The sequence below is a fragment of the Curtobacterium sp. PvP017 genome (genome assembly GCF_054060195.1).
Map to the genome: position 1 here is coordinate 74,934 of NZ_JBSSCY010000004.1, position 23,258 is coordinate 98,191.

Here is a 23,258-nt window from a genome sequence, read left to right on the forward strand (position 1 = left end):
GCGGTGCCTCAGACGGCGGCGGTCAGGAGCCCTGCGGCGGCGCGGAGCTCCTCGACGCGGTCGAGCTGCTCCCAGGTGAACCCGGGCAGTTCGCGGCCGAAGTGCCCGTAGGTCGCGGTCTGCGCGTAGATCGGACGGAGCAGGTCGAGGTCGCGGATGATCGCGGCCGGACGCAGGTCGAAGACCTGGCGGATCGCGGCTTCGATCGTGGCGTCGTCGACGTGCCCGGTGCCGAACGTCTCGACGTAGAGCCCGACGGGCTTGGCGCGGCCGATCGCGTAGGCGACCTGCACCTCGAGCCGGTCGGCGAGCCCCGCGGCGACCGCGTTCTTCGCGACCCAGCGGAGGGCGTACGCCGCAGAACGGTCGACCTTCGACGGGTCCTTGCCGCTGAACGCGCCGCCGCCGTGACGGGATGCCCCGCCGTAGGTGTCGACGATGACCTTGCGGCCGGTGAGTCCGGCATCGCCCTGCGGGCCGCCGATCTCGAAGCGACCGGTCGGGTTCACGATGACGTCGACGTGCGACGAGTCGAGGTCGACGAGGTCGAGCACCGGACGGATCACGTGCTCGGTGATCGCCGCGGTGAGCTCGTCGAGCGTGACGCTCGGCGAGTGCTGCGTGGAGAGCACGACGGTCTCGACGGTCTTCGGCACGACGCCGTCGTAGCCGACGGTGACCTGCGTCTTGCCGTCCGGGCGCAGGAACGACAGCTCGCCGGACTTGCGGACGGCGGCCAGCCGCTCGGCCAGGCGGTGCGCCAGCCAGATCGCGACCGGCATGTACTCGGGGGTCTCGTTCGTCGCGAAGCCGAACATGATGCCCTGGTCCCCGGCGCCCTGGCGGTCGAGCGGGTCGACGGCGCCGGTGCGGGAGTCGAGCGACTCGTCGACGCCCTGCGCGATGTCCGGCGACTGCGCGCCGATCGACACCTCGACGCCGCACGTGGCGCCGTCGAAGGAGACGTCCGACGAGTTGTAGCCGATGCCCGTGATGACGTCACGGACGAGCTTGGGGATCTCGACGTAGCCCGAGGTCGTGACCTCGCCCGCGACGTGCACGAGGCCGGTCGTCACCATCGTCTCGACGGCGACCCGAGCGTTCGGGTCCACCGTGAGCAGGGCGTCGAGGATGCTGTCCGAGATCTGGTCGCAGATCTTGTCGGGGTGCCCCTCGGTCACCGACTCGGACGTGAAGAGGCGCAGAGCAGCTGCAGTCACCGGGATCAGTCGGAGGGCTGCTGCTGCTTGGTGACGGTGAGCTTGTCCTCGTTGATCTCGTGCAGAGCCACGGACAGCGGCTTGTCGTCGATCGTCGAGTCGACGAGCGGGCCGACGTTGTCGAAGAGCGAGCCCTCGTGCAGGTCGGCGTAGTAGTCGTTGATCTGGCGCGCGCGCTTGGAAGCGAAGATGACGAGCGCGTACTTCGACTCGACCTTGCTGAGCAGGTCGTCGATGGGCGGGTCGATGATGCCCTGGGGGTTGGCCATGGAGTCTCCTCGTCGTCGGTGCACCCGTCAGGGCGCAGAGAACAAGTCTACGACCTGTCGTGCCGCGGTGCCGACATCGGAGTTCACGATGCGGACGTCGAACTCGTCCTGGGCGGCCAGTTCGACCTTCGCGGTGTCGAGTCGACGCGCCTGTTCCTCGGGCGACTCGGTACCGCGGCCGATCAGCCGGCGCACCAGTTCTTCCCACGTCGGGGGCAGCAGGAACACGAGGACGGCCTCGGGCATGGCGTCACGGACCTGACGAGCACCCTGCAGGTCGATCTCGAGCATGACCCGCTCGCCGGCGTCGAGCGCGCGGTCGATCGGCGGCCGCGGGGTGCCGTACCGGTACGAGTTGTGCACCGTGGCCCACTCGAGCAGCTCGCGTTCGCGGATCATCCGGTCGAACTCGGCGTCGTCGACGAAGTAGTAGTGCACGCCGTCGACCTCGCCCGGACGGGGCTTGCGGGTCGTGGCGGAGACACTGAGGTTGACGTCGGGGTACTGCTCGCGGATGTACGCGCTCACCGTGCCCTTGCCGACGGCCGTCGGTCCGGCGAGCACCACGAGCTTCGACGCACCGCGCTTGCGACCGCGGGCGGCGAGCCAGTCGGCCAGGGCCGTGCGCTGCCTGCTGCCGAGTCCCCCGAGACGCTTCGAGGGCGCGATGCGCAGCGTGCCCATGATCGACTCGGCGCGTGCCGGGCCGATGCCGGGCAGGCTGACGAGCAGGTCGCGGACCCGGAGCGAGCGTTCCGCCGAGGTCGTCTCGACCAGGGCGTCGTCCCACGCCGAGCGTGCGACCTCGAGCGCGGACCGCTCCTCCGACGCGATCGCGGCCTTCACAGCGGCTCGGGCGCGTCGCGCGGCGACCGCGGCCTGGGCGGCCGCGACACGGTCGACCTCCGGTGGGGTGCGGTGGGCCGGCTGGTCGTCACGGTCCGCGCCGTCAGCGGTCATGCCGCTGCTCCGAGTGCGGCGACGATGCGGTCGGCGCGGTCGGCGACGAGCGCTGCGACCCCGTCCGGACCGTCGGTCAGCAGACCCCGCGACTCGCTCACGAGCACCTGCTCGGCACGCGAGCCGTACAGCGCGCGGAGGTCCTCGATCCGGGCCCCCTGGGCACCGAAGCCCGGGGCGAGCACCGGTGCGGTGCCGATCGCGTCCGCGTCGATGCCGAAGTCGTCGAGGTGAAGGGTCGCGCCGAGCACGAGCCCGACGTCGCCCAGGGCCTGGTCGCCCACGGACCGGTTGTCGTCTGCCACGTCCAAGACGATACCGGCCGCGACCGTCCGGCCGGTACGCGGTCCCTCCGCCAGCACCGCGGTCTGCAGCACCCGGGCCTCGGGGTTGCTCGTCGCGGCGAGCACGAAGACCCCGGCACCGTTCCGGCGCGCGACGTCGATCGTGCCCCGGAGCGAGCCGTACCCCAGGTACGGCGAGACCGTCATGGCGTCGGCCGCGAACGGCCCGTCACGGTCCAGCCACGCCAGCGCGTAGTCGTCACCGGTGGTCCCGATGTCGCCCCGCTTCACGTCGGCGACGACCAGGAGGCCCGCATCGCGTGCCCGACGGATCGTCGCGTCGAGCGCACGGTAGCCCGCCACCCCGGCCGCCTCGAAGAAGGCGATCTGCGGCTTCACGATCGCCGCGCGGCCGGCGGCCGCGTCGACCAGGGCCGCGCCGAAGGCGATCAGCCCCTGCTCGTCGCGGCCGAGCCCCCACGCCGCCAGGGTGGTGGCGTGGGGGTCGATGCCGACGCAGAGCGTTGAACGCTCGCCCATGGCGGACGCGAGCCGATCGCCGAAGGAGGCCGGGCCTCCCGACCGTCCGTCGCTCACCAGGTCGCGCGCTCCCGCGCGTAGTCCTGCAGACTGCGGACGTTGAGCGGCGTGCCGATCGTCTCGATCGCCGCCACCGCCGCACCGATCTGCGCGATCGTCGTGAACAGCGGCTTGTCCGCGGCGACCGTGGCCGCGCGGATCTCGTACCCGTCCGCACGACCGGCGGCACCCGACGGCGTGTTGATGACGATGTCGACCTCGTTGCGCGTCAGCAGGTCGACGACGCTCTCGCCACCCTGGCTGTACTTGCCGACGATGCCGACCTCGATGCCGTTGCGACGGAGGATCTCCGCCGTGCCCTCGGTCGCGATGATCGTGAAGCCGAGCTGCTGCAGACGGTGCACCGGCAGCACGATGGCGCGCTTGTCGGTGTCCGCGACGCTCACGAAGACCGTGCCGCTGGTCGGCAGGCCGCCGTACGCGGCGTCCTGCGACTTGAGGAACGCCCGCGGGAAGTCACGGTCGATGCCCATCACCTCGCCGGTGGAACGCATCTCGGGGCTGAGCACCGAGTCGACGACCTGCCCCTCGCGGGTGCGGAAGCGGCGGAAGGGCAGCACGGCCTCCTTCACGGCGACCGGGGCCTCCATCGGGACGAACGCCCCGTCGCGGGCCGGCAGCATGCCCTCGGCGACGAGCTCGTCGACGCTGGTGCCGGTCATGATGCGGGACGCGGCCTTCGCCAGCGGGATGCCGAGCGCCTTCGAGACGAACGGGACCGTGCGGCTGGCGCGCGGGTTCGCCTCGAGGACGTAGAGCACCCCGGCACCGATGGCGAACTGGACGTTGAGCAGACCCTGCACGCCGATGCCGCGGGCGATCTTCTCGGTCGCGTCGACGACGCCCTGGATCTCGGCGCGGCCGAGGCCGACCGGGGGCAGGGTGCACGCGGAGTCGCCGGAGTGGATGCCCGCTTCTTCCAGGTGCTCCATGATGCCGCCGATGTAGAGCCGCTCGCCGTCGAAGAGCGCGTCGACGTCGATCTCCACCGCGTCGTCCAGGAACCGGTCGACGAGGAGCGGGAGCTCCGGGCCGATGATCGCCTGGTCGGCCATCCGGTCGAAGTAGTCGGCGAGCGACGGGGAGTCGTACAGGATCTCCATGCCGCGGCCGCCGAGCACGAAGGACGGGCGGACGAGGACCGGGTAGCCGATCTCCTCGGCGACCGCGGTGGCGCTCGCAAGGTCGTGGGCGGTGCCGTTGCGCGGTGCGAGCAGCCCCGCGGCGTCGAGGATGGCGGAGAACTGCCCGCGCTCCTCGGCCGAGTCGATCGCCGTCGGGCTGGTCCCGAGGATCGGGATGCCCGCGGCCTCGAGCGGCTTCGCCAGGCCCAGGGCGGTCTGGCCGCCGAGCTGCACGACGACGCCGACCAGCTCACCCGATGCCGCCTCGGCCTCGATGACCTCGAGGACGTCCTCGGCCGTGAGCGGCTCGAAGTACAGCCGGTCCGAGGTGTCGTAGTCGGTGGAGACCGTCTCGGGGTTGCAGTTGATCATGATCGTCTCGAACCCGGCGTCACTCAGCGCGAAGGACGCGTGCACGCACGAGTAGTCGAACTCGACGCCCTGGCCGATGCGGTTCGGTCCGGACCCCAGGATGACGACCTTCTTGCGGTTGCTCGCGGCCACCTCGGTCTCGGCGTCGTACGACGAGTAGTGGTACGGCGTCAGGGCCGGGAACTCGCCGGCACAGGTGTCGACGGTCTTGAAGACGGGGCGGATGCCGAGGGCGTGCCGTTCGTCGCGGACCTGCTGCTCGCTGACGGGGTGCTCGGGGGTGCTGCGGAGCGCCGCGATCTGGGTGTCGCTGAAACCGTGCTCCTTGGCCCAGCGGACGGTGTCCGCGTCGAGCTCCTCGGCGGCCGCGACCTCGGCAGCGACCTCGTTGATGAGCACGATCTGGTCGATGAACCACGGGTCGATCTTCGTGGCCTCGAAGACCTCGTCCGCGGTGGCGCCGGCGACCAGGGCCTGCTGCACCGTGACGATCCGGCCGTCGGTGGGGACGGAGGACTTCGCGAGCAGGGCGTCCTTGTCGAGTTCCGCCGCCGGGGTGTCCCAGTGGAAGCTCGAGCCGCGCTTCTCGAGCGAGCGCAGCGACTTCTGCAGTGCCGTCGCGTAGTTGCGGCCGATGGCCATCGCCTCGCCGACGCTCTTCATCGTCGTGGTGAGCGTGGCGTCCGCCGCGGGGAACTTCTCGAACGCGAAACGCGGGGTCTTCACGACGACGTAGTCGAGCGTCGGCTCGAAGCTGGCCGGCGTGACCTTCGTGATGTCGTTCTGGATCTCGTCCAGGCGGTACCCGATGGCGAGCTTCGCGGCGATCTTCGCGATCGGGAAGCCCGTGGCCTTCGACGCCAGGGCCGACGAGCGGGAGACGCGCGGGTTCATCTCGATGACGATCAGGCGGCCGTTCGACGGGTCGACGGCGAACTGGATGTTGCACCCACCGGTGTCGACGCCGACCCGACGGATGATGTCGATGCCGATGTTGCGCATGTTCTGGTACTCGCGGTCGGTGAGCGTGAGCGCCGGGGCGACGGTGATCGAGTCGCCGGTGTGGACGCCCACCGGGTCGACGTTCTCGATCGAGCAGATGACGACGGTGTTGTCGTAGTTGTCGCGCATCAGCTCGAGCTCGTACTCCTTCCAGCCGAGGATCGACTCCTCGAGCAGGACCTCGGTCGTCGGGCTGGACTGCAGCCCGTCACCGACGAAGCGGACGAGTTCGGCCTCGTCGTACGCGAAGCCCGAACCGAGACCGCCCATGGTGAACGAGGGGCGGACGACCAGCGGGTAGCCGAGGTCCTTCGCGAACTCCTTCGCCTCTTCCAGCGTGTGGGCGATGTGGCTGCGGGCCACGTCGGCACCGGACTCGAGCACGAGCTCCTTGAAGAGCTGGCGGTCCTCACCGCGCTGGATGGCCTCGACCTTGGCGCCGATGAGCTCGACGCCGTGCTTTGCGAGGATGCCGGCCTCGTCGAGCGCGATCGCCGCGTTCAGGGCGGTCTGGCCGCCCAGCGTCGGCAGGACGGCGTCCGGCTTCTCGATGCGGATGATCTCCTCGAGGCACGCGTTCGTGATCGGCTCGATGTAGGTCGCGTCGGCGAAGTCGGGGTCGGTCATGATCGTCGCCGGGTTCGGGTTGACGAGGATGACCCGGACGCCCTCGGCACGGAGGACGCGGCACGCCTGGGTGCCGGAGTAGTCGAACTCGGCGGCCTGACCGATGACGATCGGGCCGGACCCGATGACGAGGACGGAGTTGATGTCTGCGCGCTTGGGCATCAGTTCGCTTCCTTGGTGATGTCTGCTGCGGGAGTGGTCGCGTCGGCGGTGGCCGCATCGAGCGGCTCCCCGTCACGTCGCGCGCGCACCAGGTCCGCGAACCGGTCGAAGAGGTACATGCTGTCGTGCGGACCAGCGGCGGCCTCGGGGTGGTACTGCACGCTGAACGCGGGGACGTCGAGCGCACGCAGGCCCTCGACCACGTCGTCGTTCAGCGAGTAGTGCGAGACCTCGACGCGGCCGAACCCGGCCGGCGACTCGAGCACCTGGCCCAGGGGCGCGTCGACCGCGAAGCCGTGGTTCTGGCTCGTGATCTCGACCTTGCCCGTGGTGGTGTCGAGCACCGGCTGGTTGATGCCGCGGTGACCGAAGGGCAGCTTGTAGGTGCCGAAGCCGAGCGCGCGCCCGAGCAGCTGGTTGCCGAAGCAGATGCCGAAGAACGGGCGCCCGGTCCGCAGGCTCTCCTGCAGCAGTTCGACCTGGGCGTCCGACGCGGCCGGGTCCCCTGGGCCGTTCGAGTAGAAGAGCGCGTCCGGTGCCAGGGCTTCCAGGTCGGCGGCGCTGATGTCCTGCGGCACCACGTGCACCTCGAACCCGCGCTGGGCGAGGTAGCGGGTGGTCGATGCCTTCACGCCCAGGTCGAGCACGGCCAGTCGGCCGATCTGCTCGCCCTCGGCCGGCACCACGTACGTCTCGGGGGTGGACACGATCGACGAGAAGCTCGCACCCGCCATCGTGGCCTGCGACCGGACGGCGTCCAGCTGCTCCGACTCCGGCAGCGCCGCGTCGGCACCGCTGAAGACGCCGCCCTTCATGGCCCCGGCATCGCGGATCCGGCGCGTCAGGGCGCGGGTGTCGATCCCGGAGATGCCGACGATGCCGTCGCGCACCAGGTGGTCGTCGAGCGACGCGTTCGCGCGGTGGTTCGACACCACGCGGCTGGGGTCGCGCACCACGTACCCGGCGACCCAGATGCGACGGGACTCGGGGTCCTCGTCGTTCACACCGGTGTTGCCGATGTGCGGCGCGGTCTGCACCACGATCTGGCCGGCGTAGGAGGGGTCGGTCAGCGTCTCCTGGTACCCGGTCATGCCGGTCGCGAAGACCACCTCGCCGAGCGTGCGCCCACGGGCGCCGTAGGCCCAGCCGTCGTACCGGGTGCCGTCTTCGAGGACCAGGACGGCCCGTTCGCGTGTCATGCTTTCTTCCCTTCGCCCGCGGTTCGCGGGGCATCGGCCGCAGTCGCCTGCGGCCCGGTCTCGGTCAGTCCCTGCAGGGCGAGCAGCGCGGCTGCGTCACCCTCCGGGAACCGGAAGTACGTGTCGAGGTCCGTCGCACCTGCGGCGCCGGTCGCCGTCCATCGCAGACGGACCAGTCCCCCGGGCTCGACCACGCGGTCGATCGCCCACGTCGAGCGGTCGGCACCGCGGACCGCAGCACGTGCGATCCACCGGTCGTCCGCCCCGGCGAGTCGCAGGACCACACCGGTCTCGTGGACGGTCACGCCACCGCGGCCCCGGAACCCGAGTCCGCCGGCGGTGATGCGTTCCAGCGGCTGGTCGGCGCGGGTCGTCGCGACGGAGAAGCCGTCCCAGGACCCGGCCGCCGGTCCGACCGTGGTCGGGACGGGGACGGGAGGCACGGATTCCGCCTGCTTCCTGGTCCGCGTCCGCCAGGTGCGCGCCATGGCGACGAACAGCGCGGCGACCGCGAGCAGGATCACCCCGCCGAGCAGCCAGCGCGCGGCGTCGCCGCTCATGCGCGCGCCCCCGTCCGGAGCGCCGCGGCGTGCGCGGCCACGGTGTCGGCGTCCACCAGGCGGCCGTCGAGCACCGTCGGCGCGCCCAGGTGGAACGTCGCGACGACCCGGCCGGGCAGGGTCATGCCGAGGTACGGCGAGTTCTGCGACTGTCCGGCGAGGTCGGCGACCGCGAACTCGCGGCTGGCCGACGGGTCGTAGAGCGTGACCTCGGCGGGTGCGCCCTCGGCGAGTCGCTGGCCGTGGCCCTCCACCTGGCCGATGCGGGCGGGCGCCTCGGACAGGACCCGTGCGACGTCGGCCCAGTCGAGCTGGCCCGACGCGACGACGGCGGACTGCACGACGCTGAGCGCCGACTCGAGGCCGACCATGCCGTTCGCCGCGGCCGGCCACTCGCAGCACTTCGCCTCGGCGGTGTGCGGTGCGTGGTCGGTCGCGACGATGTCGATGGTGCCGTCGGCCAGGGCCGCGCGCAGGGCGTCGACGTCCTCGCGTGCCCGGAGCGGCGGGTTCACCTTGTAGCGGGCGTCGTACCCGGGGGCGCCGTCGTGCCCGGCGATGAGGTCCTCGGTGAGCACGAGGTGGTGCGGCGTGACCTCGGCGGTGACGTCGATGCCGCGGGACTTGGCCCAGCGGATCACCTCGACGCTGCCGGCGGTCGACACGTGGCAGACGTGCAGTCGTGCGCCCACGTGGTCGGCGAGCAGGACGTCACGGGCGATGATCGCCTCTTCCGCCACGGCCGGCCAGCCCGCGAGCCCGAGCTCCGACGACAGCCGGCCCTCGTTCATCTGCGCGCCGATGGTCAGGCGGGGTTCCTGCGCGTGCTGCGCGAGCACACCGCCGAAGCCCTTGATGTACTCGAGCGCGCGGCGCATGAGCAGCGGGTCGGCGACGCAGGAACCGTCGTCCGAGAACACCCGGACCTTCGCCCGCGAGGTCGCCATGGCACCGATCTCGGACAGGTGCGTGCCCTGCAGCCCCTGCGACACCGCGCCGATCGGGCGGACGGTGACGTAGCCGGCGTCGTCGCCGAGCGCCTGGACCTGCTCGACGACACCGGCGGTGTCGGCGACCGGGCTCGAGTTCGCCATCGCGTTCACGGCGGTGAAGCCCCCGGCCGCGGCGGCGCGCGAACCCGTCAGGACCGTCTCGGACTCCTCGTGCCCGGGCTCGCGCAGGTGGGTGTGCAGGTCGACGAGGCCGGGCAGGGCGATGAGCCCGTCGGCGTCGACGACCGTCGCGCCGCCCGCGTCCACACCGGACCCGACCGCCGTGATGCGGCCGTCCTGCAGACGGATGTCGGCGCGCGTGCCGTCGACCAACTGCGCGCCGCGGATCAGGTGGGCGGTCATGCGGCTGACTCCTTCGCTTCGGTGGTGGTCGCGTCACTGCCGGTCAGGGCCAGGTAGAGGACCGCCATGCGGACCGAGACGCCGTTCTCGACCTGCTCGACCACCGTCGAGCGCGGGTCGTCGGCCGCGATGCCGGCGATCTCCAGCCCGCGGTTCATCGGACCGGGGTGCATGATCAGCGTGCGCTCCGACAGCCGTGCGAACCGCGCAGCCGTCAGGCCCCAGTGCCGCGTGTACTCGCGCGGGTTCGGGAAGAACGCGTCGTTCATCCGCTCCTGCTGGATGCGGAGCGTCATCACGACGTCCGGGTCCTCGGCCAGGGCGGCGTCAAGGTCGTGGTGCACGGCCGCCCCGAACGGCGTCGTCGTCGCGGGCAGCAGCGTCGGCGGTGCGGCGAAGGTCACGCTCGCCCCGAGGGTCCGGAGCAGCCACGCGTTCGACCGGGCGACGCGGCTGTGCAGCACGTCGCCGACGATCAGGACCCGGACGCCGTCGAGGCCCTGTCCGCGCGACCCCGCACCGTGCAGGCGGCGGCGCATGGTGAAGGCGTCCAGCAGCGCCTGCGTCGGGTGCTCGTGCGTCCCGTCGCCGGCGTTCACCACGGGGACGTCGATCCAGTCGGCGTCGGCGAGCACGCGCGGGGCACCGGACGAGCCGTGCCGCATCACGATCCCGTCGATGCCCATGGCGCCGAGGGTCTGCACGGTGTCCTTCAGGGACTCGCCCTTGGAGACGCTCGAGCCCTTGGCCGCGAAGTTGATGACGTCGGCCGACAGGCGCTTCGCTGCCGCTTCGAACGAGATGCGCGTGCGCGTCGAGTCCTCGAAGAACAGGTTCACGACGGTCTTGCCGCGCAGCGCCGGGAGCTTCCGGACCTCGCGCGTGTTGACCTCGGCCATCTCCTCGGCGACGTCGAGGATGTGCACGGCCTGGTCACGCGACAGGTCGGCGGTGGAGAGCAGGTGCCGCATCACGCCACCCCCTGCTCGATGAACACGGTGTCGTCGCCGTCGGTCTCGGACAGGTGCAGGGTGACCCGCTCGTCGGACGCGGTCGGCAGGTTCTTGCCGACGTGGTCGGCGCGGATCGGCAGCTCGCGGTGGCCACGGTCGACGAGCACGGCGAGGCGGACGGCACGCGGGCGGCCGATACCCTGCAGGGCGTCGAGCGCTGCCCGGACCGTGCGGCCCGAGTACAGGACGTCGTCGACGAGCACGACGACCTTGCCGTCGATGCCGCCGGCGGGGATGACGGTGCGGTGCGGCGCGCGGCCGATGCCGTGGCCGAGGTCATCACGGTGCATCGTGACGTCGAGCGTGCCGACACGCTCGGTCCCGGCGGCAGATGCCCACTCCGGCTCGATGTCGGCCAGGATCCGGCCGAGCCGTTCCGCCAGGACCGCGCCGCGGGTCGGGATCCCCAGGAGCACGAGGTCCGAGCCGCCGTGGTTGGCCTCGAGGATCTCGTGTGCGATGCGCGTCAGAGCGCGCGTGATGTCGGGTTGCTGCAGGACCGTTCTGGTACCCACGTCGACCCCCTTCCCCGCCTCACTGGACGGCATTAAAGGATGCTGACGGGGACAAGCCTAGCGGGACTCCTGGTCCCCTGCGACCGTCCGACCGGACGGTGCACGGCCACCGGCGACGGCTCCGAGGACACCGTTCACGAAGCCCGCGGAGTCCTCGGTCGAGAGCGACTGGGCGAGCTCGACGGCCTCGGCGATCGCGACCGCGTCGGGCACCTCCGGGTTGAACCGGAGCTCCCAGACGGCCATCCGCAGGATGCAGCGGTCGAGGACCGGCATCCGGGCGATCGACCACCCCTGGGCGTGGTCGACGATGACGGAGTCGATCTCGTGACGGGCGTCGTCGACGCCCGTCACGATCTGCCGCGCGTAGTCCCAGCTCGAGGCGCGCTCGGGCTGGTCCAGGTGGCGGACCGTCTCGGTGGCCAGGACGTCCGCGATCGGGAGCTCACGCACCTCGGCCACGTACAGCATGTCGAGGGCGCGCTTGCGGGCCTTCGAACGAGCACTCATACGGACGTCGCCTAGGAGTTGACGCGGCCGAGGAAGCTGCCGTCGCGCGTGTCGATCTTCACCGTGGTGCCGCTCTCGAGGTAGAGCGGGACCTGGATGCGGTGACCGGTCGCGATGATGGTCGCGTCCTTGGTGCCACCGGAGGACCGGTCGCCCTGCAGGCCCGGCTCGGTCTCGACCTCGGTCACGATCGACGTCGGGAGCTCGACGTAGAGCGGGTTGCCCTCGTTCATCGCGATGGTGACCATCGCCGACTCGAGCAGGTAGTTCTTCGCGTCGCCGACGACCGTCGCCGAGACCGGGATCTGGTCGTAGGTGTCGGTGTCCATGAACACGTACGAGTCGCCGTCCTCGTAGAGGAACTGGTAGTCACGGCGGTCGACCACGGCGGTGTCGATCTTCGCGCCGGCGTTGAAGGTGCGGTCGACGACCTTGCCGGAGACGACGTTCTTCAGCTTGGTGCGGACGAACGCGCCACCCTTGCCGGGCTTGACGTGCTGGAACTCCACGACCGACCACAGCTGGCCGTCGATGATGAGAACGGCGCCGTTCTTGATGTCAGTGGTACTGGCCATGAGTCTTCGGTGTCCCGTTCGGTCGTGTTGTGAAAGGTCTTCGGGCCGCGCTCGGCCCCGGACGAGTGTAGCGGACGCCCGCCCGTCGCCATCAGCGTCGCCGTCGGGCGCGCCAGGCGTCGATCGCCGCCCAGCCGAGCAGCACCACGGCCGCTCCCCCGAGCAGGGCTCCGGCGACCCCGGTCGAGATCGCCGCGTCGGGTCGGGCGGGCAGCGCAAGGTACACGATCGCCAGGATGCCGGCACCGGCTCCGAGCAGCACGAGCAGGATGCGCCGGACCATGCCGGACACGAGCTCGCGATCGCGGCGGTCCGCGAACAGCCGGATGTTCACGGTGAACTTGCCGGTCTCGATCGCCTCGCCGATCCGGTCGACCCGGCGCGGCAGCCGTCGTGCCGCGGAGACGACACCGATGAGTTCCTTGGCTGCCAGGTCGCGGAGCTTGCCGGGGCGCAACTGGTCCGTGATCTGCTCTCGGGCGAGCCCGCGGGACTCCTCGAGCAGGTCGAACGACGGTGCGAGCGTCCGGAGGGTGCCCTCGAAGATCGCCAGGGCCCGCGCGGCGGCGACGAAGTCCGGCGGCGGCTTGAGCCGGTAGCGCCCGAAGACCTCGACCGCGTCGTCCACGGTCTCGACCCCGATGCGGGCGCCCGGTCCGAGCTCGTCGGCGACGAAGCGCGCGATGTCCCGACGGAAGTCGGGCTCGTCGTGCGCGTCGCGCACCGGTGCCATCCGCAGGACCGCATCGGCGATCCGCGACGTGTCGTCCTGCAGGTAGGCGACCAGCAGGTCCTGGACCGTGTCCCTGAGGGTCGGGTCGAGCCTCCCGACCGATCCGAAGTCGATCAACGCGGGCCGCCCGTCGGGCAGCACCAGGACGTTCCCCGGGTGCAGGTCGGCGTGGTACAGGCCGTCGAAGACGACCTGGCGCAGGAACGCGCGCAGGATCGCGCGCATCGGGCCGTCCAGGTCGCGGTCCGCGCGCTCGGCGCGGATCGCGCTGAGCGTGTCGCCCTCCAGGAACTCCATCACGAGCACGCGGCGTCCGGACAGCTCGGGGTACGGGTCCGGGAACCGGACCTCGTCGGGCCGGGCGCTGCGTGCCTGCGCCGCACGCAGGGCGGTGAGGTTCCGCAGCTCGGAGACGAAGTCGACCTGGCGGACCAGGTCGTCGGCGTACTGCGCGGCCACGTCCTGCACGCCGACCTGCCGGGCTTCGGTCGACCACCGCGCCAGGAAGCGGACGACGCGGAGCGCGATGTCGACGTCCCGGCGCACCGCGGCGTCGATCCCCGGCCGCTGCACCTTGACCGCGACCGCGGTGCCGTCGGGCAGGCGGGCGCGGTGGACCTGGGCGATCGAGGCCGCCGCGACGGGCACCGGGTCGAAGGAGGCGAACACCTGGTCGACCGGGGCGCCGAGCTCCCGTTCGAGCAGGGCGAGCACCTGGTCGGCGGGAGCGGCGGTGACGTTGCGCTGCAGGTGCGCGAGTCCCTCGGTCCACTCCTCGGGGAGCAGGTCGTCGCGCGTGGACAGCAGTTGCCCCATCTTCACGAACCCGCCGCCGGCTTCCTCGAGCGCACGACGCAGGTGCTCGGCCTGGCTGCGGCGCAGGTCGGAGGTGGCGGGGTCGTGCGAGAAGTCGAGGCGGCGGAACGGCACGAGGCGGTGTCGCCGGGCGATCGACAGGAGTTCGGTGAACCGGCGGCCGCGGGACCGGAGGGTGCCGGTGTCGGCCTCCTGCGAGCCGGACAGGTCGCTCAGGCGGGGTGGGTTGGGCACGTCGTCAGTCTGCTCCCCGCTGCTGGGTCCGCCAGGTGGACGCGTCCTCCTGCACGGGCCGGGAGGCGCGGTCCGGCATCCACAGATCGGCACCCGTGCCTCGTCGGGTCGCGCCCACTGCCGCAGGCTCTCCCCGTGGAGACGGCACTGATCGCGGCGTGCACCGACGCCGGCGCGGCGATCGTGGCGGCGGTCGTCAGCTGGTTCGGGGCGTTCCAGGGCCGGCGGACGACCGATCGTCGATGCAGGTCAAGTGGTGGTGGCGACGGACGCGGGGGTGTTGCGCTGACGCCGGGTCAGGCGCCGCTCCCGTTGTAGCGGGCGGTGACGCCGGACTCGACCAGGTCGCGGTAGCGCTCGAGTGCGGCCTCGGCACCCGTGTCGTGCTCCTGGTGCACGTCGATGCCCCGCGCCACGAGCTGCTCGCGCCAGTCCCCCGGCACCGGTCCCTCGTCGAAGCCCGTGATGCGCTCGACCGTGGCACCGTCCGCGGCGAACTCCAACGCCGAGACGCCCGACCACAGCAGCGCGCCGAGGCACATCACGCACGGTTGGGCGTTCACGACCAGCACACGCCGGTGCCCGACGTCGCGGCCCAGGTTCCAGGCACCCGTCCGAGCCTGTGCGAGTCCGAGGGTGACGACCTCGGCATGCATCGACGACACGTTCGCGTGCAGCACGAGGTTCACCCCGAGCGCGACGACCGCACCCGTGTCCTCGTCGACGACGGCCGCGGCGAACGGGCCGCCGGTGCCCTCCTCGACGTTCCGTTCGGCGAGGGCGTTGACGAGCGCGAACCGTTCCGCTCGGGTGCCGAGGTACTCCGGTGCAGCGGCCTGCGCCTCGCGGAGCCAGTCGGGGACGCCGACGCGGAGTTCGATCGGGAACGGGGCGAGGGCTGCACGGGACATGCGGTGACGCTAGCGGCGCATCGTTTCGACGGTGTTTCCCGGTCGAGACGATGCCGAGACACCGCGCCGTGAGCGTCGTGCACCACCGGCCCGAGCCGGGAGGAGACCGCGGAAGTACTAGACGCCGACCTCTTGGTACGCGGTGAAGAGCAGGTGGTCCTCCGGGCCCTCGAGGACCACCGGCTTGCCGACCCCGTCGAGGATGATGAACCGGAGCATGCCGGCACGGGCCTTCTTGTCGCGACGCATCGCGGCAAGGAGGCCCTGCCACCGGCCGATCCCGTACGACGTCGGCAGGTCCAGGGAGTCCAGGATCGCCCGGTGCCGGTCCACGGTCGCGTCGTCGAGGTGCCCCGTCAGACGTGCGAGCTCCGCGGCGAACACCATGCCGACCGACACCGCCGCGCCGTGGCGCCACTGGTACCGCTCCGCGTGCTCGATGGCGTGTCCGAGCGTGTGGCCGTAGTTTAGGATCTCGCGACGACCCTGCTCGGTGAAGTCGTCCGACACGACCTCGGCCTTCAGGGCGATGGCGAGTTCGACCACCCGGCGGAACTCCGGCGTCGTCGGGTCCGTGACGCGGTCGACGTCCGCCTCGACGATGTCGAGGATCTCCGGCACGGCGATGAACCCGGCCTTCACGATCTCGGCGAAACCGGTCAGGATCTCGTTGCGCGGCAGGGTCCGGACGAGGTCGAGGTCGGCCACGACCGCGCGGGGGGCGGAGAAGGCGCCGACCAGGTTCTTGCCCTCGTTCGTGTTGATGCCGGTCTTCCCGCCCACGCTGGCGTCCACCATGCCGAGCACGCTCGTCGGCACCGCCACGTACGGCACGCCGCGCAGCCAGGTCGCGGCGACGAAGCCGGCCAGGTCGGTCACGGCGCCGCCGCCGAGGCCGATGACCGCGTCGGTGCGGGTGAAGTCGGACTGGCCCATGATCTGCCAGCAGAACGACGCGACCTCGATGCGCTTGGCGCCCTCGGCGTCGGGGACCTCGGCGATGAGGGCCTCGAGGCCGGCGTCGACGAGCAGGTCGCGCAGGTCGTTCGCCCGCGCACCGAGGGTCGGGGCGTGCACGATCAGGACCTTGGCGACGCGAGGGCCGAGGATCGCGGGGAGCGAGCCGAGCAGGCCCGAGCCGACCGCCACCACGTAGCCGTCGTCACCGCCGACGCGGATCTCGGTGGTCCCTGCGGGCAGGATCGGGTCGGTCACGGTGCTCCTTCGGTGGTGGTGCTGGTGTCGTCGCTGCTGTCGCTGCTGTGGCTGCGCAGCCAGGTGACGACCTCGTCGACGACCCGGGACATCGGACGACGCGAGGTGTCGACCACGACGTGCGCGAGTTCGGCGTAGGTCGCCGCGCGCTCGTCCATGATCGTCTGCCAGGCGTCGATGCCGCCGCTGGCGAGCAGGGGCCGGTCCGAGCCGGCGATCCGCTCGGCGACGGCCTCGGGCGAGACGGTGAGCAGGACGATGCGGGCACCGGACAGTGCCTCACGGGTGGCGGCGTGCGTCACCGCTCCGCCGCCGACGGCGATCACGCCCCCGGTGCCGAGGGCGGTCCGGACGGCGTCGGCTTCGAGTGCGCGGAAGGCGGACTCACCGCGATCGGCGAAGATGCCGGGGATCGGGCCGTGCTCGCGGACGATGACCCGGTCGGTGTCGGTGAACGGCACGCCCAGCGCCTTCGCGACGCGCTTGCCGACGCTGGACTTGCCGGCGCCCATCGGACCGATCACGACGACGGGCGCAGCCGGACCCCGCGCGGCGCCGCCGGACGGGACGTCGCCGGTCGCAGCACCGCCGCCGCGCGCGGTCACGACGCGTCGGCCGGTGCCGCCGGCTCCGTCCGACGGGTGCGGAGCGTCTCCGGGATCGACGCGAGGTAGGCGTCGAGGTTGCGCTTGGTCTCGACGACGTTGTCGCCGCCGAACTTCTCGAGCACGGCGTCGGCGAGCACGAGGGCCACCATCGCCTCGGCCACGACGCCGGCGGCCGGGACCGCGCAGACGTCGGAACGCTGGTGGTGCGCCGAGGCGTCCTCGCCTGAGACGACGTCGACGGTGTGCAGCGCGTGCGGCACGGTCGCGATCGGCTTCATGCCGGCACGGACGCGCAGGACGGTCCCCGTGGACATGCCGCCCTCGGTGCCACCGGCCCGGTCGCTCGTGCGGTAGATCTCGCCGTCTTCACGGTAGAGCTCGTCGTGGGCGGCGGAGCCGCGACGACCGGCGGTCGCGAAGCCGTCGCCGACCTCGACGCCCTTGATCGCCTGGATGCCCATGATCGCGGCGGCCAGACGCGCGTCGAGCCGTCGGTCCCACTGCACGTGCGAGCCGAGCCCCGGCGGGACGCCGTAGAACAGCACCTCGACGACGCCGCCCAGGGTGTCGCCGTCCTTCTTCGCGGCCTCGACCTCGGTCACCATGCGGGCCGAGGTGTCCGCGTCGAAGCACCGCAACTGGTCGTCGTCGAGACGGTCGACGTCGTCGGGCAGCGGCAGGTCGGTGCCGTCCGGCACGCGGACCGTACCGACCTGCAGGGTGTGCGCCACCGACCGCATGCCGAGTTCGGCGAGGAAGGACTTGGCGACGGCCCCGAGTGCGACGCGGGCCGCGGTCTCACGGGCGCTCGCGCGCTCGAGGATCGGGCGGGCCTCGTCGAAGCCGTACTTCTGCATGCCGACCAGGTCGGCGTGGCCCGGGCGGGGGCGAGTCAGCGGGGCGCTGCGGCCGCGCGACATCTCGGTGGACTCGACGGGTTCGGGGTTCATGACCTCGACCCACTTCGGCCACTCGGTGTTGCCGATCCGGATCGCGATCGGGCTGCCGAGCGAGTACCCGTGCCGGACACCGCCGGACACGTGCAGCTCGTCCTGTTCGAACTTCATGCGCGAGCCACGACCGTAGCCGAGCTTGCGGCGCGCGAGATCGGTACGGATGGACTCGAACGACACCGGGACACCCGCGGGCAGGCCCTCGAGCATCGCGATCAGTTCGGGTCCGTGGGACTCACCAGCAGTCAACCAACGAAGCATGCTGCAATCCTCCCACAGCGCACCGACGTGCGACGTCGCCGGTCTACTGGTAGTCGGGGTGCGCCCGGAGCCACGCCTGGAACTGGTCCACGGCAACGAGGTGCTGGTCGTAGGTGTCCGAGAACACCGTCTCGCCGGTCTCCAGGTTCACCGTCACGAAGTAGAGCCATTTGCCCGGCGCCTCGTTCGTGACGGCCTTGATCGCGATGTCACCGGGGTTCGAGATCGGTGCCGGCGGCAGTCCCTCGTGCACGTAGGTGTTGTACGGGTTCGACTCGTCGGCGCGCTCGGCGTCCGTCGTCGTCACGGTGTGCGTGTTGCCCGTGCCGTAGGCGACCGTGGCGTCGGACTGCAGGCGCATGCCCTGGTCGAGCCGGTTCTGGAACACCCGCGCGACCTTCGGGTAGTCGGCTGCCAGGCCGGCTTCCTTCTGCACGAGCGACGCGAACACGATGACGCGCTCCTGGTCGGCCTCCTTGACGCCCGCGGCCGCCAGGTGCTCCTTCATGGTGTCGACCATCGACGCGAAGTACTGCTCCGCGCTCCAGCCCGGGTTGATCGGGTACGTCGCGGGGAACAGCCAGCCCTCGAGCGTGGTCACGCCGGACGGCAGGTCGTACGCGGACAGGTTCTTCGCGGCCTTCGCGACCTCGGTCTTCGTCAGGCCGGCCTTCGAGACCATGCCGGCCTCGATGTCCGCCAGCGCGGTGCCCTCGGGGATCACGATCGAGGCCTGTACGCGGTTGTCCGCGTCCTGCAGCGCCGCCAGCGCCGACTTCGAGCTCATCTGCTTCTTCAGCGAGTACGAGCCCGGCTGGAACTGGACGTCGGGCGAGGCCAGCAGCAGCTTGTAGAAGACCTTCGAGTCCTTCACGACGCCGCTGCGCTGCAGCGTCGCGGCGACGTTCTCGCCGATGTCGCCCTGCTTGATGGTGATGGTGACCTTCGCCTTGCCGGTCCCGGTGTAGTCGTCCGGCTCGCTCGACCCGCTGACCGCGGCGACGATCTGCTGGATCTTCGGCGCGGCGAACGCGTACGCGCTGACCCCGCCGGCCACGACCACCGCGACGATCACGATGCCGGCGATGAGCGGCCCGCGTCGGCGCTTCGGGCGCGGTTCGCGCGGCGGCCTGGAGGCTCCACCGCGTCCGCCACGCCCGCCGCGGCCGCCGCCTCCCGCGGCTCCACCGCCGCCGGTGCGCCCGGCGTCGTCGGGACGGTCAGGCCCGTCGGACCCGGCTCCGCCGGCCGTGGGAGCTGACGGCACCTCGCCGGTCAGGAGCGCGGCGACCTCGGGGTGGAGTCCGGGGGCCGCCTGCTGCGGTGACGCGGGCTCCGGCGCCGACTGCTCGCGCGGAGCGGTCGAGTCGGTGTCGACGCGGTCGTCCGGACTGACGGGCCCGTCGGGCGTCGGGTCGGGCTCGGTCCCCGCGGCGGCGGCGTCGCGACGAGCGCGCTCCGCTTCGAGTGCGCGGGCCTCGCGGCGGGACATCGGACGGTCCGGCTGCGGGGCCACCCGCACGGAGTCGTCACGGTCATCGGTACCTGCTGCGCGGTCGGAAGTCGTCTTCCGCCGCTCGGCTTCGTTGCCGGGCGCGATGATCGCGTTCCAGTCCAGATCGTCTGCCAACGGTTCTCGGTCTCTCGGTCGGGAACTCCGCCTGGGCACCGTCGTCCTCGGGTGACGGAAGGGCAGCCGGGTCGCGGCGGGTCGCCCTGTCAGGGAAGCGTGGTGCCCGGAGGGGCACCGGCACTGCGTTCGTGGTCGAGCGCGTGTTGCAGAATGATAACAGCGGCCGCTTGGTCGATCACGGAGCGCGACTTCTTCGTGTTCTTGCCGGCCTGGTGCAGGCCACGCTGGGCGGTCACGGTGGACAGCCGTTCGTCGACCAGCCGGACCGGACGGTGCTCGGCGATCCGGGCTGCGAACGCCCGAGCGTCGTCCGTGGACGGTGTGTCGCCGCCGGACATCGACAAGGGCAGTCCAACGACGAGCTCGAGGGCGTCGTACTCGTCGGCGATCTCGAGGATCCGACGCAGGTCGGACGAGTCGTCACGAGGCACGGTCTCGACCGGCGTCGCCAGCAACCCGTCGCGGTCGCACACGGCGATCCCGATCCGGGCGCGGCCGACGTCCACGCCGAGCCGCCGCCCGGACCGGATCGCCACGATCAGCCCGCGATCCGGGCGGTCACGGCACGGAGCGCGGCCGGGAGCGCGGCCGGGTCGGTCCCGCCACCCTGCGCCAGGTCCGGCTTGCCGCCGCCGCCACCACCGAGCACGCCGGCGGCCTCCTTGGCGAGCGGACCCGCCTGGACACCGGCGGAGCGCGCCGCGTCGTTGGTCGCCACGATGACGATCGGCTTCCCGCTCACCACGGCGCCGAGCACGACGACGGCAGCACCGTCACCGAGCTGCGCGCGCACACCGGTCGCCAGGGAGCGCAGGTCGTCGCCGGACTGCAGGCCGTCGACGGTCTCGGCCACGACCGTGGTCGACCCGACGGTCGTCGCGGTGCGGGCGATCGACGGGACCCGCTGCTGCAGGTTCGCCGACTCGTACTCGGCGATCTTCTTCTGCGCGGTCCGGAGGTCCTCCATGAGCGACTGCACGCGCGTTGGCAGGTCGGCACGGGGCGCCTTCAACGCGCTGGAGAGCTGCGAGACGATGGTCCGCTCGACCGCGAGGTCGCGGAAGCCCTCGAGCCCGACGAGCGCCTCGACACGGCGGTTGGTCGAACCGACGCTCGACTCCCCCACCAGGTTGATGAGGCCGATCTGGGCGCTCGACGCGACGTGCGTGCCACCGCAGAGCTCTCGGGACCACGGTCCGCCGATGTCGACCATGCGGACCTCGGCGCCGTACTTCTCGCCGAAGAGCGCCTGTGCGCCGAGTGCCTTCGCCTCGTCGATCGGCATGATGCGGGTCGAGACCTCGAGGTCGGTGCGGATCGCGGTGTTGACGACCTCCTCGATCTCCGAACGGGTCGCGAGCGAGATCGGCTGCGACCACGAGAAGTCGAGGCGCATGTACCCGGACTTGTTGTACGAGCCCGCCTGCAGTGCCTCGGGGCCGAGGATGTCGCGGAGCGCGGCGTTCACCAGGTGCGTCGCGGAGTGCGCCTGCGTGGCGCCGCGGCGGTACTCGGCGTCGACGACGGTACTCGCCGCGTCGCCCACGCCGACCTCACCGGAGCGGACCTGGACGGTGTGGCTCCAGAGGCCGGCGACGGGACGCTGGACGTCGAGGACCTCGAGGTCGAAGCCGTTGCCGACGATCGATCCCTGGTCGGCGTCCTGCCCGCCGGACTCGGCGTACAGCGACGTCTCGCCGAGGATGACCTCGGCGATGTCGCCCGCCACGGCACGGTCCACGCTGACGCCCCCGACGATGATGCCGAGCACGTTCGTCTCGGCCTCGAGCGCGTCGTAGCCGAGGAAGACCGTCTCGCCCTTCGCCCGGAACGCGCTGTACACGCTCAGGTCGGCGATCGCGGTCTTCTTGCTCTTCGCGTCGGCCTTCGCCCGGGCACGCTGCTCGGACATCAGGGTCTCGAACGCGGTCCGGTCGACGTGGACACCGGCCTCCTCGGCCATCTCCATCGTCAGGTCGATCGGGAACCCGAAGGTGTCGTGCAGCAGGAACGCGGTGTCCCCGCCGATGGACGGTGCACCGTCCTGCTTCGCGCGCTCGACGGCGACGTCGAGGATCGTCGTGCCCTGCGCGAGCGTGCGGAGGAACGTCTCCTCTTCCGCGTAGGCGATCCGCGCGATGCGGTCGTAGTCGGAGGCGACCTCGGGGTAGGCGTCGCGCATCGCGTCGCGGGACGCCGGGAACAGCTCCGGGAAGGTCGCGGTCTCGACGCCGAGCAGGCGCATCGCACGGACCGTGCGGCGCAGCAGACGACGCAGGATGTACCCGCGGCCCTCGTTCGACGGGCTCACGCCGTCGGCGATGAGCATGAGCGCGGAGCGCACGTGGTCCGCGATGACCCGCATGCGGACGTCGTCCTCGTGCACGGCGCCGTAGCGGCGGCCGGAGATCTCGGACGCGCGGTCGAGGACCGGGCGGACCTGGTCGATCTCGTACATGTTGTCGACGCCCTGCTTGATGAAGGCGACGCGCTCGAGCCCCATGCCGGTGTCGATGTTCTTGTTCGGCAGCTCGCCGGTGATCTCGAAGTCGTACTTCGAGCGGACGTCCGCGATCTGGTACTGCATGAACACGAGGTTCCAGATCTCGACGTACCGGTCGTCGTCGGTGGCCGGGCCGCCGTCGATGCCGTACTCGGGCCCGCGGTCGAAGAAGATCTCCGAGCAGGGTCCTGCGGGTCCGGGCTGGCCGGTGGACCAGTAGTTCGTGTCCTTGCCGAGGCGCTGGATGCGCTCTTCGGGCAGGGAGGAGTGCTGCTTCCAGAACGCGATCGCCTCGTCGTCGTCCTCGTAGACCGTCACCCAGAGGTCGTCGGGCGAGAAGCCGAGTCCACCGTCGGACTCGGGGTTCGTCAGGAACTCCCAGGCGAACTGGATCGCCTGCTCCTTGAAGTAGTCGCCGAACGAGAAGTTGCCGTTCATCTGGAAGAACGTGCCGTGGCGAGGGGTCTTGCCGACCTCTTCGATGTCGTTCGTGCGGATGCACTTCTGGACGCTCGTGGCACGGGGGTACGGCGCGGGGACGAGCCCGGTCAGGTACGGGATGAACGGCACCATACCGGCGACCGTGAAGAGGAGCGACGGGTCGTCGGAGACGAGGGACGCGGACGGGACGACGGTGTGGCCGCGGTCACCGAAGTACTGGAGCCAACGGCGGCGGATCTCTGCGGTCTGCATGGTGCTTCCTGGGTTCAGCTCGGGGGTGGGAGGTGGAGGCGGGACGACGGTGCGGCCGGACCGCGGTGGAGCTCGACGACTCAGACGTCGGTGCGGAGCTCGGCCCCGCGGGACCGGTACCCGTCGGCGACCGCGCCCGTGAAGGCCTTCGTGCTCGCGTCGACGACGGCGAAGAGCCGTGCGCCTCCGGGGGTCCTGGCGACCTGGTGCGCCACGGCGAACCCGATGACGACGCCGACCGCGACGAAGAACAGCTGCTTCACGGTGCCTCTCCCTCTGTGCACCCTGGCGGTGCATGCCCGGACAAGCTTAGTCGCCGGGCACTTCGGGGCCGGAACGCCGAACGGCGGG

The 23,258-nt window shown here is 71.4% G+C and carries 21 protein-coding genes; all 21 read right to left on the bottom strand.

Features of this window, described 5'->3' with window-relative positions; genetic code table 11:
* Positions 1-8 precede the first annotated feature (8 nt).
* Positions 9-1,220, bottom strand: a complete 1,212-nt coding sequence (metK, locus tag ACVKXF_RS09730; RefSeq protein WP_340197629.1) for a methionine adenosyltransferase — start codon at positions 1,218-1,220, stop codon at positions 9-11.
* A gap of 5 nt (positions 1,221-1,225) precedes the next feature.
* A complete protein-coding gene (rpoZ, locus tag ACVKXF_RS09735) occupies positions 1,226-1,489 on the bottom strand; it encodes a DNA-directed RNA polymerase subunit omega (RefSeq protein ID WP_114849971.1) in 264 nt (87 codons plus the stop codon).
* 27 nt (positions 1,490-1,516) lie between these two features.
* Positions 1,517-2,449 (bottom strand): guanylate kinase, encoded by a 933-nt coding sequence (gene gmk / locus ACVKXF_RS09740; RefSeq protein ID WP_456795586.1) that lies wholly within the window; start codon positions 2,447-2,449, stop codon positions 1,517-1,519.
* On the bottom strand, positions 2,446-3,330 hold the full coding sequence (pyrF, locus tag ACVKXF_RS09745; protein ID WP_456795587.1) for an orotidine-5'-phosphate decarboxylase: 885 nt from the start codon (positions 3,328-3,330) through the stop codon (positions 2,446-2,448). Before pyrF ends, gmk begins: the two co-directional genes overlap by 4 nt.
* Positions 3,327-6,620: a carbamoyl-phosphate synthase large subunit gene (gene carB / locus ACVKXF_RS09750; protein WP_222657808.1), complete on the bottom strand. Its 3,294-nt coding sequence runs from the start codon at positions 6,618-6,620 to the stop codon at positions 3,327-3,329. The genes pyrF and carB overlap by 4 nt, the downstream gene beginning before the upstream one ends.
* A complete protein-coding gene (gene carA, locus ACVKXF_RS09755; protein WP_456795588.1) occupies positions 6,620-7,819 on the bottom strand; it encodes a glutamine-hydrolyzing carbamoyl-phosphate synthase small subunit in 1,200 nt (399 codons plus the stop codon). The genes carB and carA overlap by 1 nt, the downstream gene beginning before the upstream one ends.
* Positions 7,816-8,379, bottom strand: a complete 564-nt coding sequence (locus ACVKXF_RS09760; RefSeq protein WP_456795589.1) for a PH-like domain-containing protein — start codon at positions 8,377-8,379, stop codon at positions 7,816-7,818. Before ACVKXF_RS09760 ends, carA begins: the two co-directional genes overlap by 4 nt.
* Positions 8,376-9,734, bottom strand: a complete 1,359-nt coding sequence (locus ACVKXF_RS09765; protein ID WP_456795590.1) for a dihydroorotase — start codon at positions 9,732-9,734, stop codon at positions 8,376-8,378. Before ACVKXF_RS09765 ends, ACVKXF_RS09760 begins: the two co-directional genes overlap by 4 nt.
* Positions 9,731-10,705, bottom strand: coding sequence for an aspartate carbamoyltransferase catalytic subunit (locus ACVKXF_RS09770; RefSeq protein WP_222657812.1), 975 nt, complete (start codon positions 10,703-10,705; stop codon positions 9,731-9,733). Before ACVKXF_RS09770 ends, ACVKXF_RS09765 begins: the two co-directional genes overlap by 4 nt.
* Positions 10,705-11,295: a bifunctional pyr operon transcriptional regulator/uracil phosphoribosyltransferase PyrR gene (gene pyrR / locus ACVKXF_RS09775; protein WP_456795591.1), complete on the bottom strand. Its 591-nt coding sequence runs from the start codon at positions 11,293-11,295 to the stop codon at positions 10,705-10,707. Before pyrR ends, ACVKXF_RS09770 begins: the two co-directional genes overlap by 1 nt.
* Positions 11,296-11,319: 24 nt before the next feature.
* Positions 11,320-11,772: a transcription antitermination factor NusB gene (gene nusB, locus ACVKXF_RS09780; RefSeq protein WP_027465744.1), complete on the bottom strand. Its 453-nt coding sequence runs from the start codon at positions 11,770-11,772 to the stop codon at positions 11,320-11,322.
* An 11-nt stretch (positions 11,773-11,783) separates the two neighbouring features.
* Positions 11,784-12,347, bottom strand: coding sequence for an elongation factor P (gene efp, locus ACVKXF_RS09785; RefSeq protein ID WP_111083909.1), 564 nt, complete (start codon positions 12,345-12,347; stop codon positions 11,784-11,786).
* Between the two features lie 91 nt (positions 12,348-12,438).
* On the bottom strand, positions 12,439-14,130 hold the full coding sequence (locus ACVKXF_RS09790) for an ABC1 kinase family protein (protein WP_222657813.1): 1,692 nt from the start codon (positions 14,128-14,130) through the stop codon (positions 12,439-12,441).
* Between the two features lie 296 nt (positions 14,131-14,426).
* On the bottom strand, positions 14,427-15,041 hold the full coding sequence (locus ACVKXF_RS09795; protein ID WP_456795592.1) for a deaminase: 615 nt from the start codon (positions 15,039-15,041) through the stop codon (positions 14,427-14,429).
* Between the two features lie 117 nt (positions 15,042-15,158).
* Positions 15,159-16,256: a 3-dehydroquinate synthase gene (gene aroB / locus ACVKXF_RS09800; RefSeq protein WP_185021339.1), complete on the bottom strand. Its 1,098-nt coding sequence runs from the start codon at positions 16,254-16,256 to the stop codon at positions 15,159-15,161.
* Positions 16,253-16,780 (bottom strand): shikimate kinase, encoded by a 528-nt coding sequence (locus tag ACVKXF_RS09805; protein ID WP_456795714.1) that lies wholly within the window; start codon positions 16,778-16,780, stop codon positions 16,253-16,255. The genes aroB and ACVKXF_RS09805 overlap by 4 nt, the downstream gene beginning before the upstream one ends.
* A gap of 77 nt (positions 16,781-16,857) precedes the next feature.
* Complete coding sequence (aroC, locus tag ACVKXF_RS09810; protein ID WP_123312434.1) at positions 16,858-18,078, bottom strand: chorismate synthase; 1,221 nt, start codon at positions 18,076-18,078, stop codon at positions 16,858-16,860.
* A 43-nt stretch (positions 18,079-18,121) separates the two neighbouring features.
* Positions 18,122-19,708, bottom strand: a complete 1,587-nt coding sequence (mltG, locus tag ACVKXF_RS09815; protein ID WP_456795593.1) for an endolytic transglycosylase MltG — start codon at positions 19,706-19,708, stop codon at positions 18,122-18,124.
* Between the two features lie 89 nt (positions 19,709-19,797).
* Positions 19,798-20,241: a Holliday junction resolvase RuvX gene (gene ruvX / locus ACVKXF_RS09820; RefSeq protein ID WP_396291122.1), complete on the bottom strand. Its 444-nt coding sequence runs from the start codon at positions 20,239-20,241 to the stop codon at positions 19,798-19,800.
* Positions 20,242-20,249: 8 nt separating this feature from the next.
* Positions 20,250-22,907, bottom strand: a complete 2,658-nt coding sequence (alaS, locus tag ACVKXF_RS09825; RefSeq protein ID WP_456795594.1) for an alanine--tRNA ligase — start codon at positions 22,905-22,907, stop codon at positions 20,250-20,252.
* Between the two features lie 80 nt (positions 22,908-22,987).
* Positions 22,988-23,170: a hypothetical protein gene (locus tag ACVKXF_RS09830; RefSeq protein WP_111083901.1), complete on the bottom strand. Its 183-nt coding sequence runs from the start codon at positions 23,168-23,170 to the stop codon at positions 22,988-22,990.
* Positions 23,171-23,258 lie beyond the last annotated feature (88 nt).

Bases quoted from the DNA above. Each gene is read 5' to 3' on its own strand.
- rpoZ (WP_114849971.1), bottom strand. From the start codon at position 1,489: ATGGCCAACCCCCAGGGCATCATCGACCCGCCCATCGACGACCTGCTC.
- gmk (WP_456795586.1), bottom strand. From the start codon at position 2,449: ATGACCGCTGACGGCGCGGACCGTGACGACCAGCCGGCCCACCGCACC.
- carB (WP_222657808.1), bottom strand. From the start codon at position 6,620: ATGCCCAAGCGCGCAGACATCAACTCCGTCCTCGTCATCGGGTCCGGC.
- carA (WP_456795588.1), bottom strand. From the start codon at position 7,819: ATGACACGCGAACGGGCCGTCCTGGTCCTCGAAGACGGCACCCGGTAC.
- ACVKXF_RS09760 (WP_456795589.1), bottom strand. From the start codon at position 8,379: ATGAGCGGCGACGCCGCGCGCTGGCTGCTCGGCGGGGTGATCCTGCTC.
- ACVKXF_RS09765 (WP_456795590.1), bottom strand. From the start codon at position 9,734: ATGACCGCCCACCTGATCCGCGGCGCGCAGTTGGTCGACGGCACGCGC.
- ACVKXF_RS09770 (WP_222657812.1), bottom strand. From the start codon at position 10,705: ATGCGGCACCTGCTCTCCACCGCCGACCTGTCGCGTGACCAGGCCGTG.
- pyrR (WP_456795591.1), bottom strand. From the start codon at position 11,295: ATGCCGTCCAGTGAGGCGGGGAAGGGGGTCGACGTGGGTACCAGAACG.
- nusB (WP_027465744.1), bottom strand. From the start codon at position 11,772: ATGAGTGCTCGTTCGAAGGCCCGCAAGCGCGCCCTCGACATGCTGTAC.
- efp (WP_111083909.1), bottom strand. From the start codon at position 12,347: ATGGCCAGTACCACTGACATCAAGAACGGCGCCGTTCTCATCATCGAC.
- ACVKXF_RS09795 (WP_456795592.1), bottom strand. From the start codon at position 15,041: ATGTCCCGTGCAGCCCTCGCCCCGTTCCCGATCGAACTCCGCGTCGGC.
- aroC (WP_123312434.1), bottom strand. From the start codon at position 18,078: ATGCTTCGTTGGTTGACTGCTGGTGAGTCCCACGGACCCGAACTGATC.
- alaS (WP_456795594.1), bottom strand. From the start codon at position 22,907: ATGCAGACCGCAGAGATCCGCCGCCGTTGGCTCCAGTACTTCGGTGAC.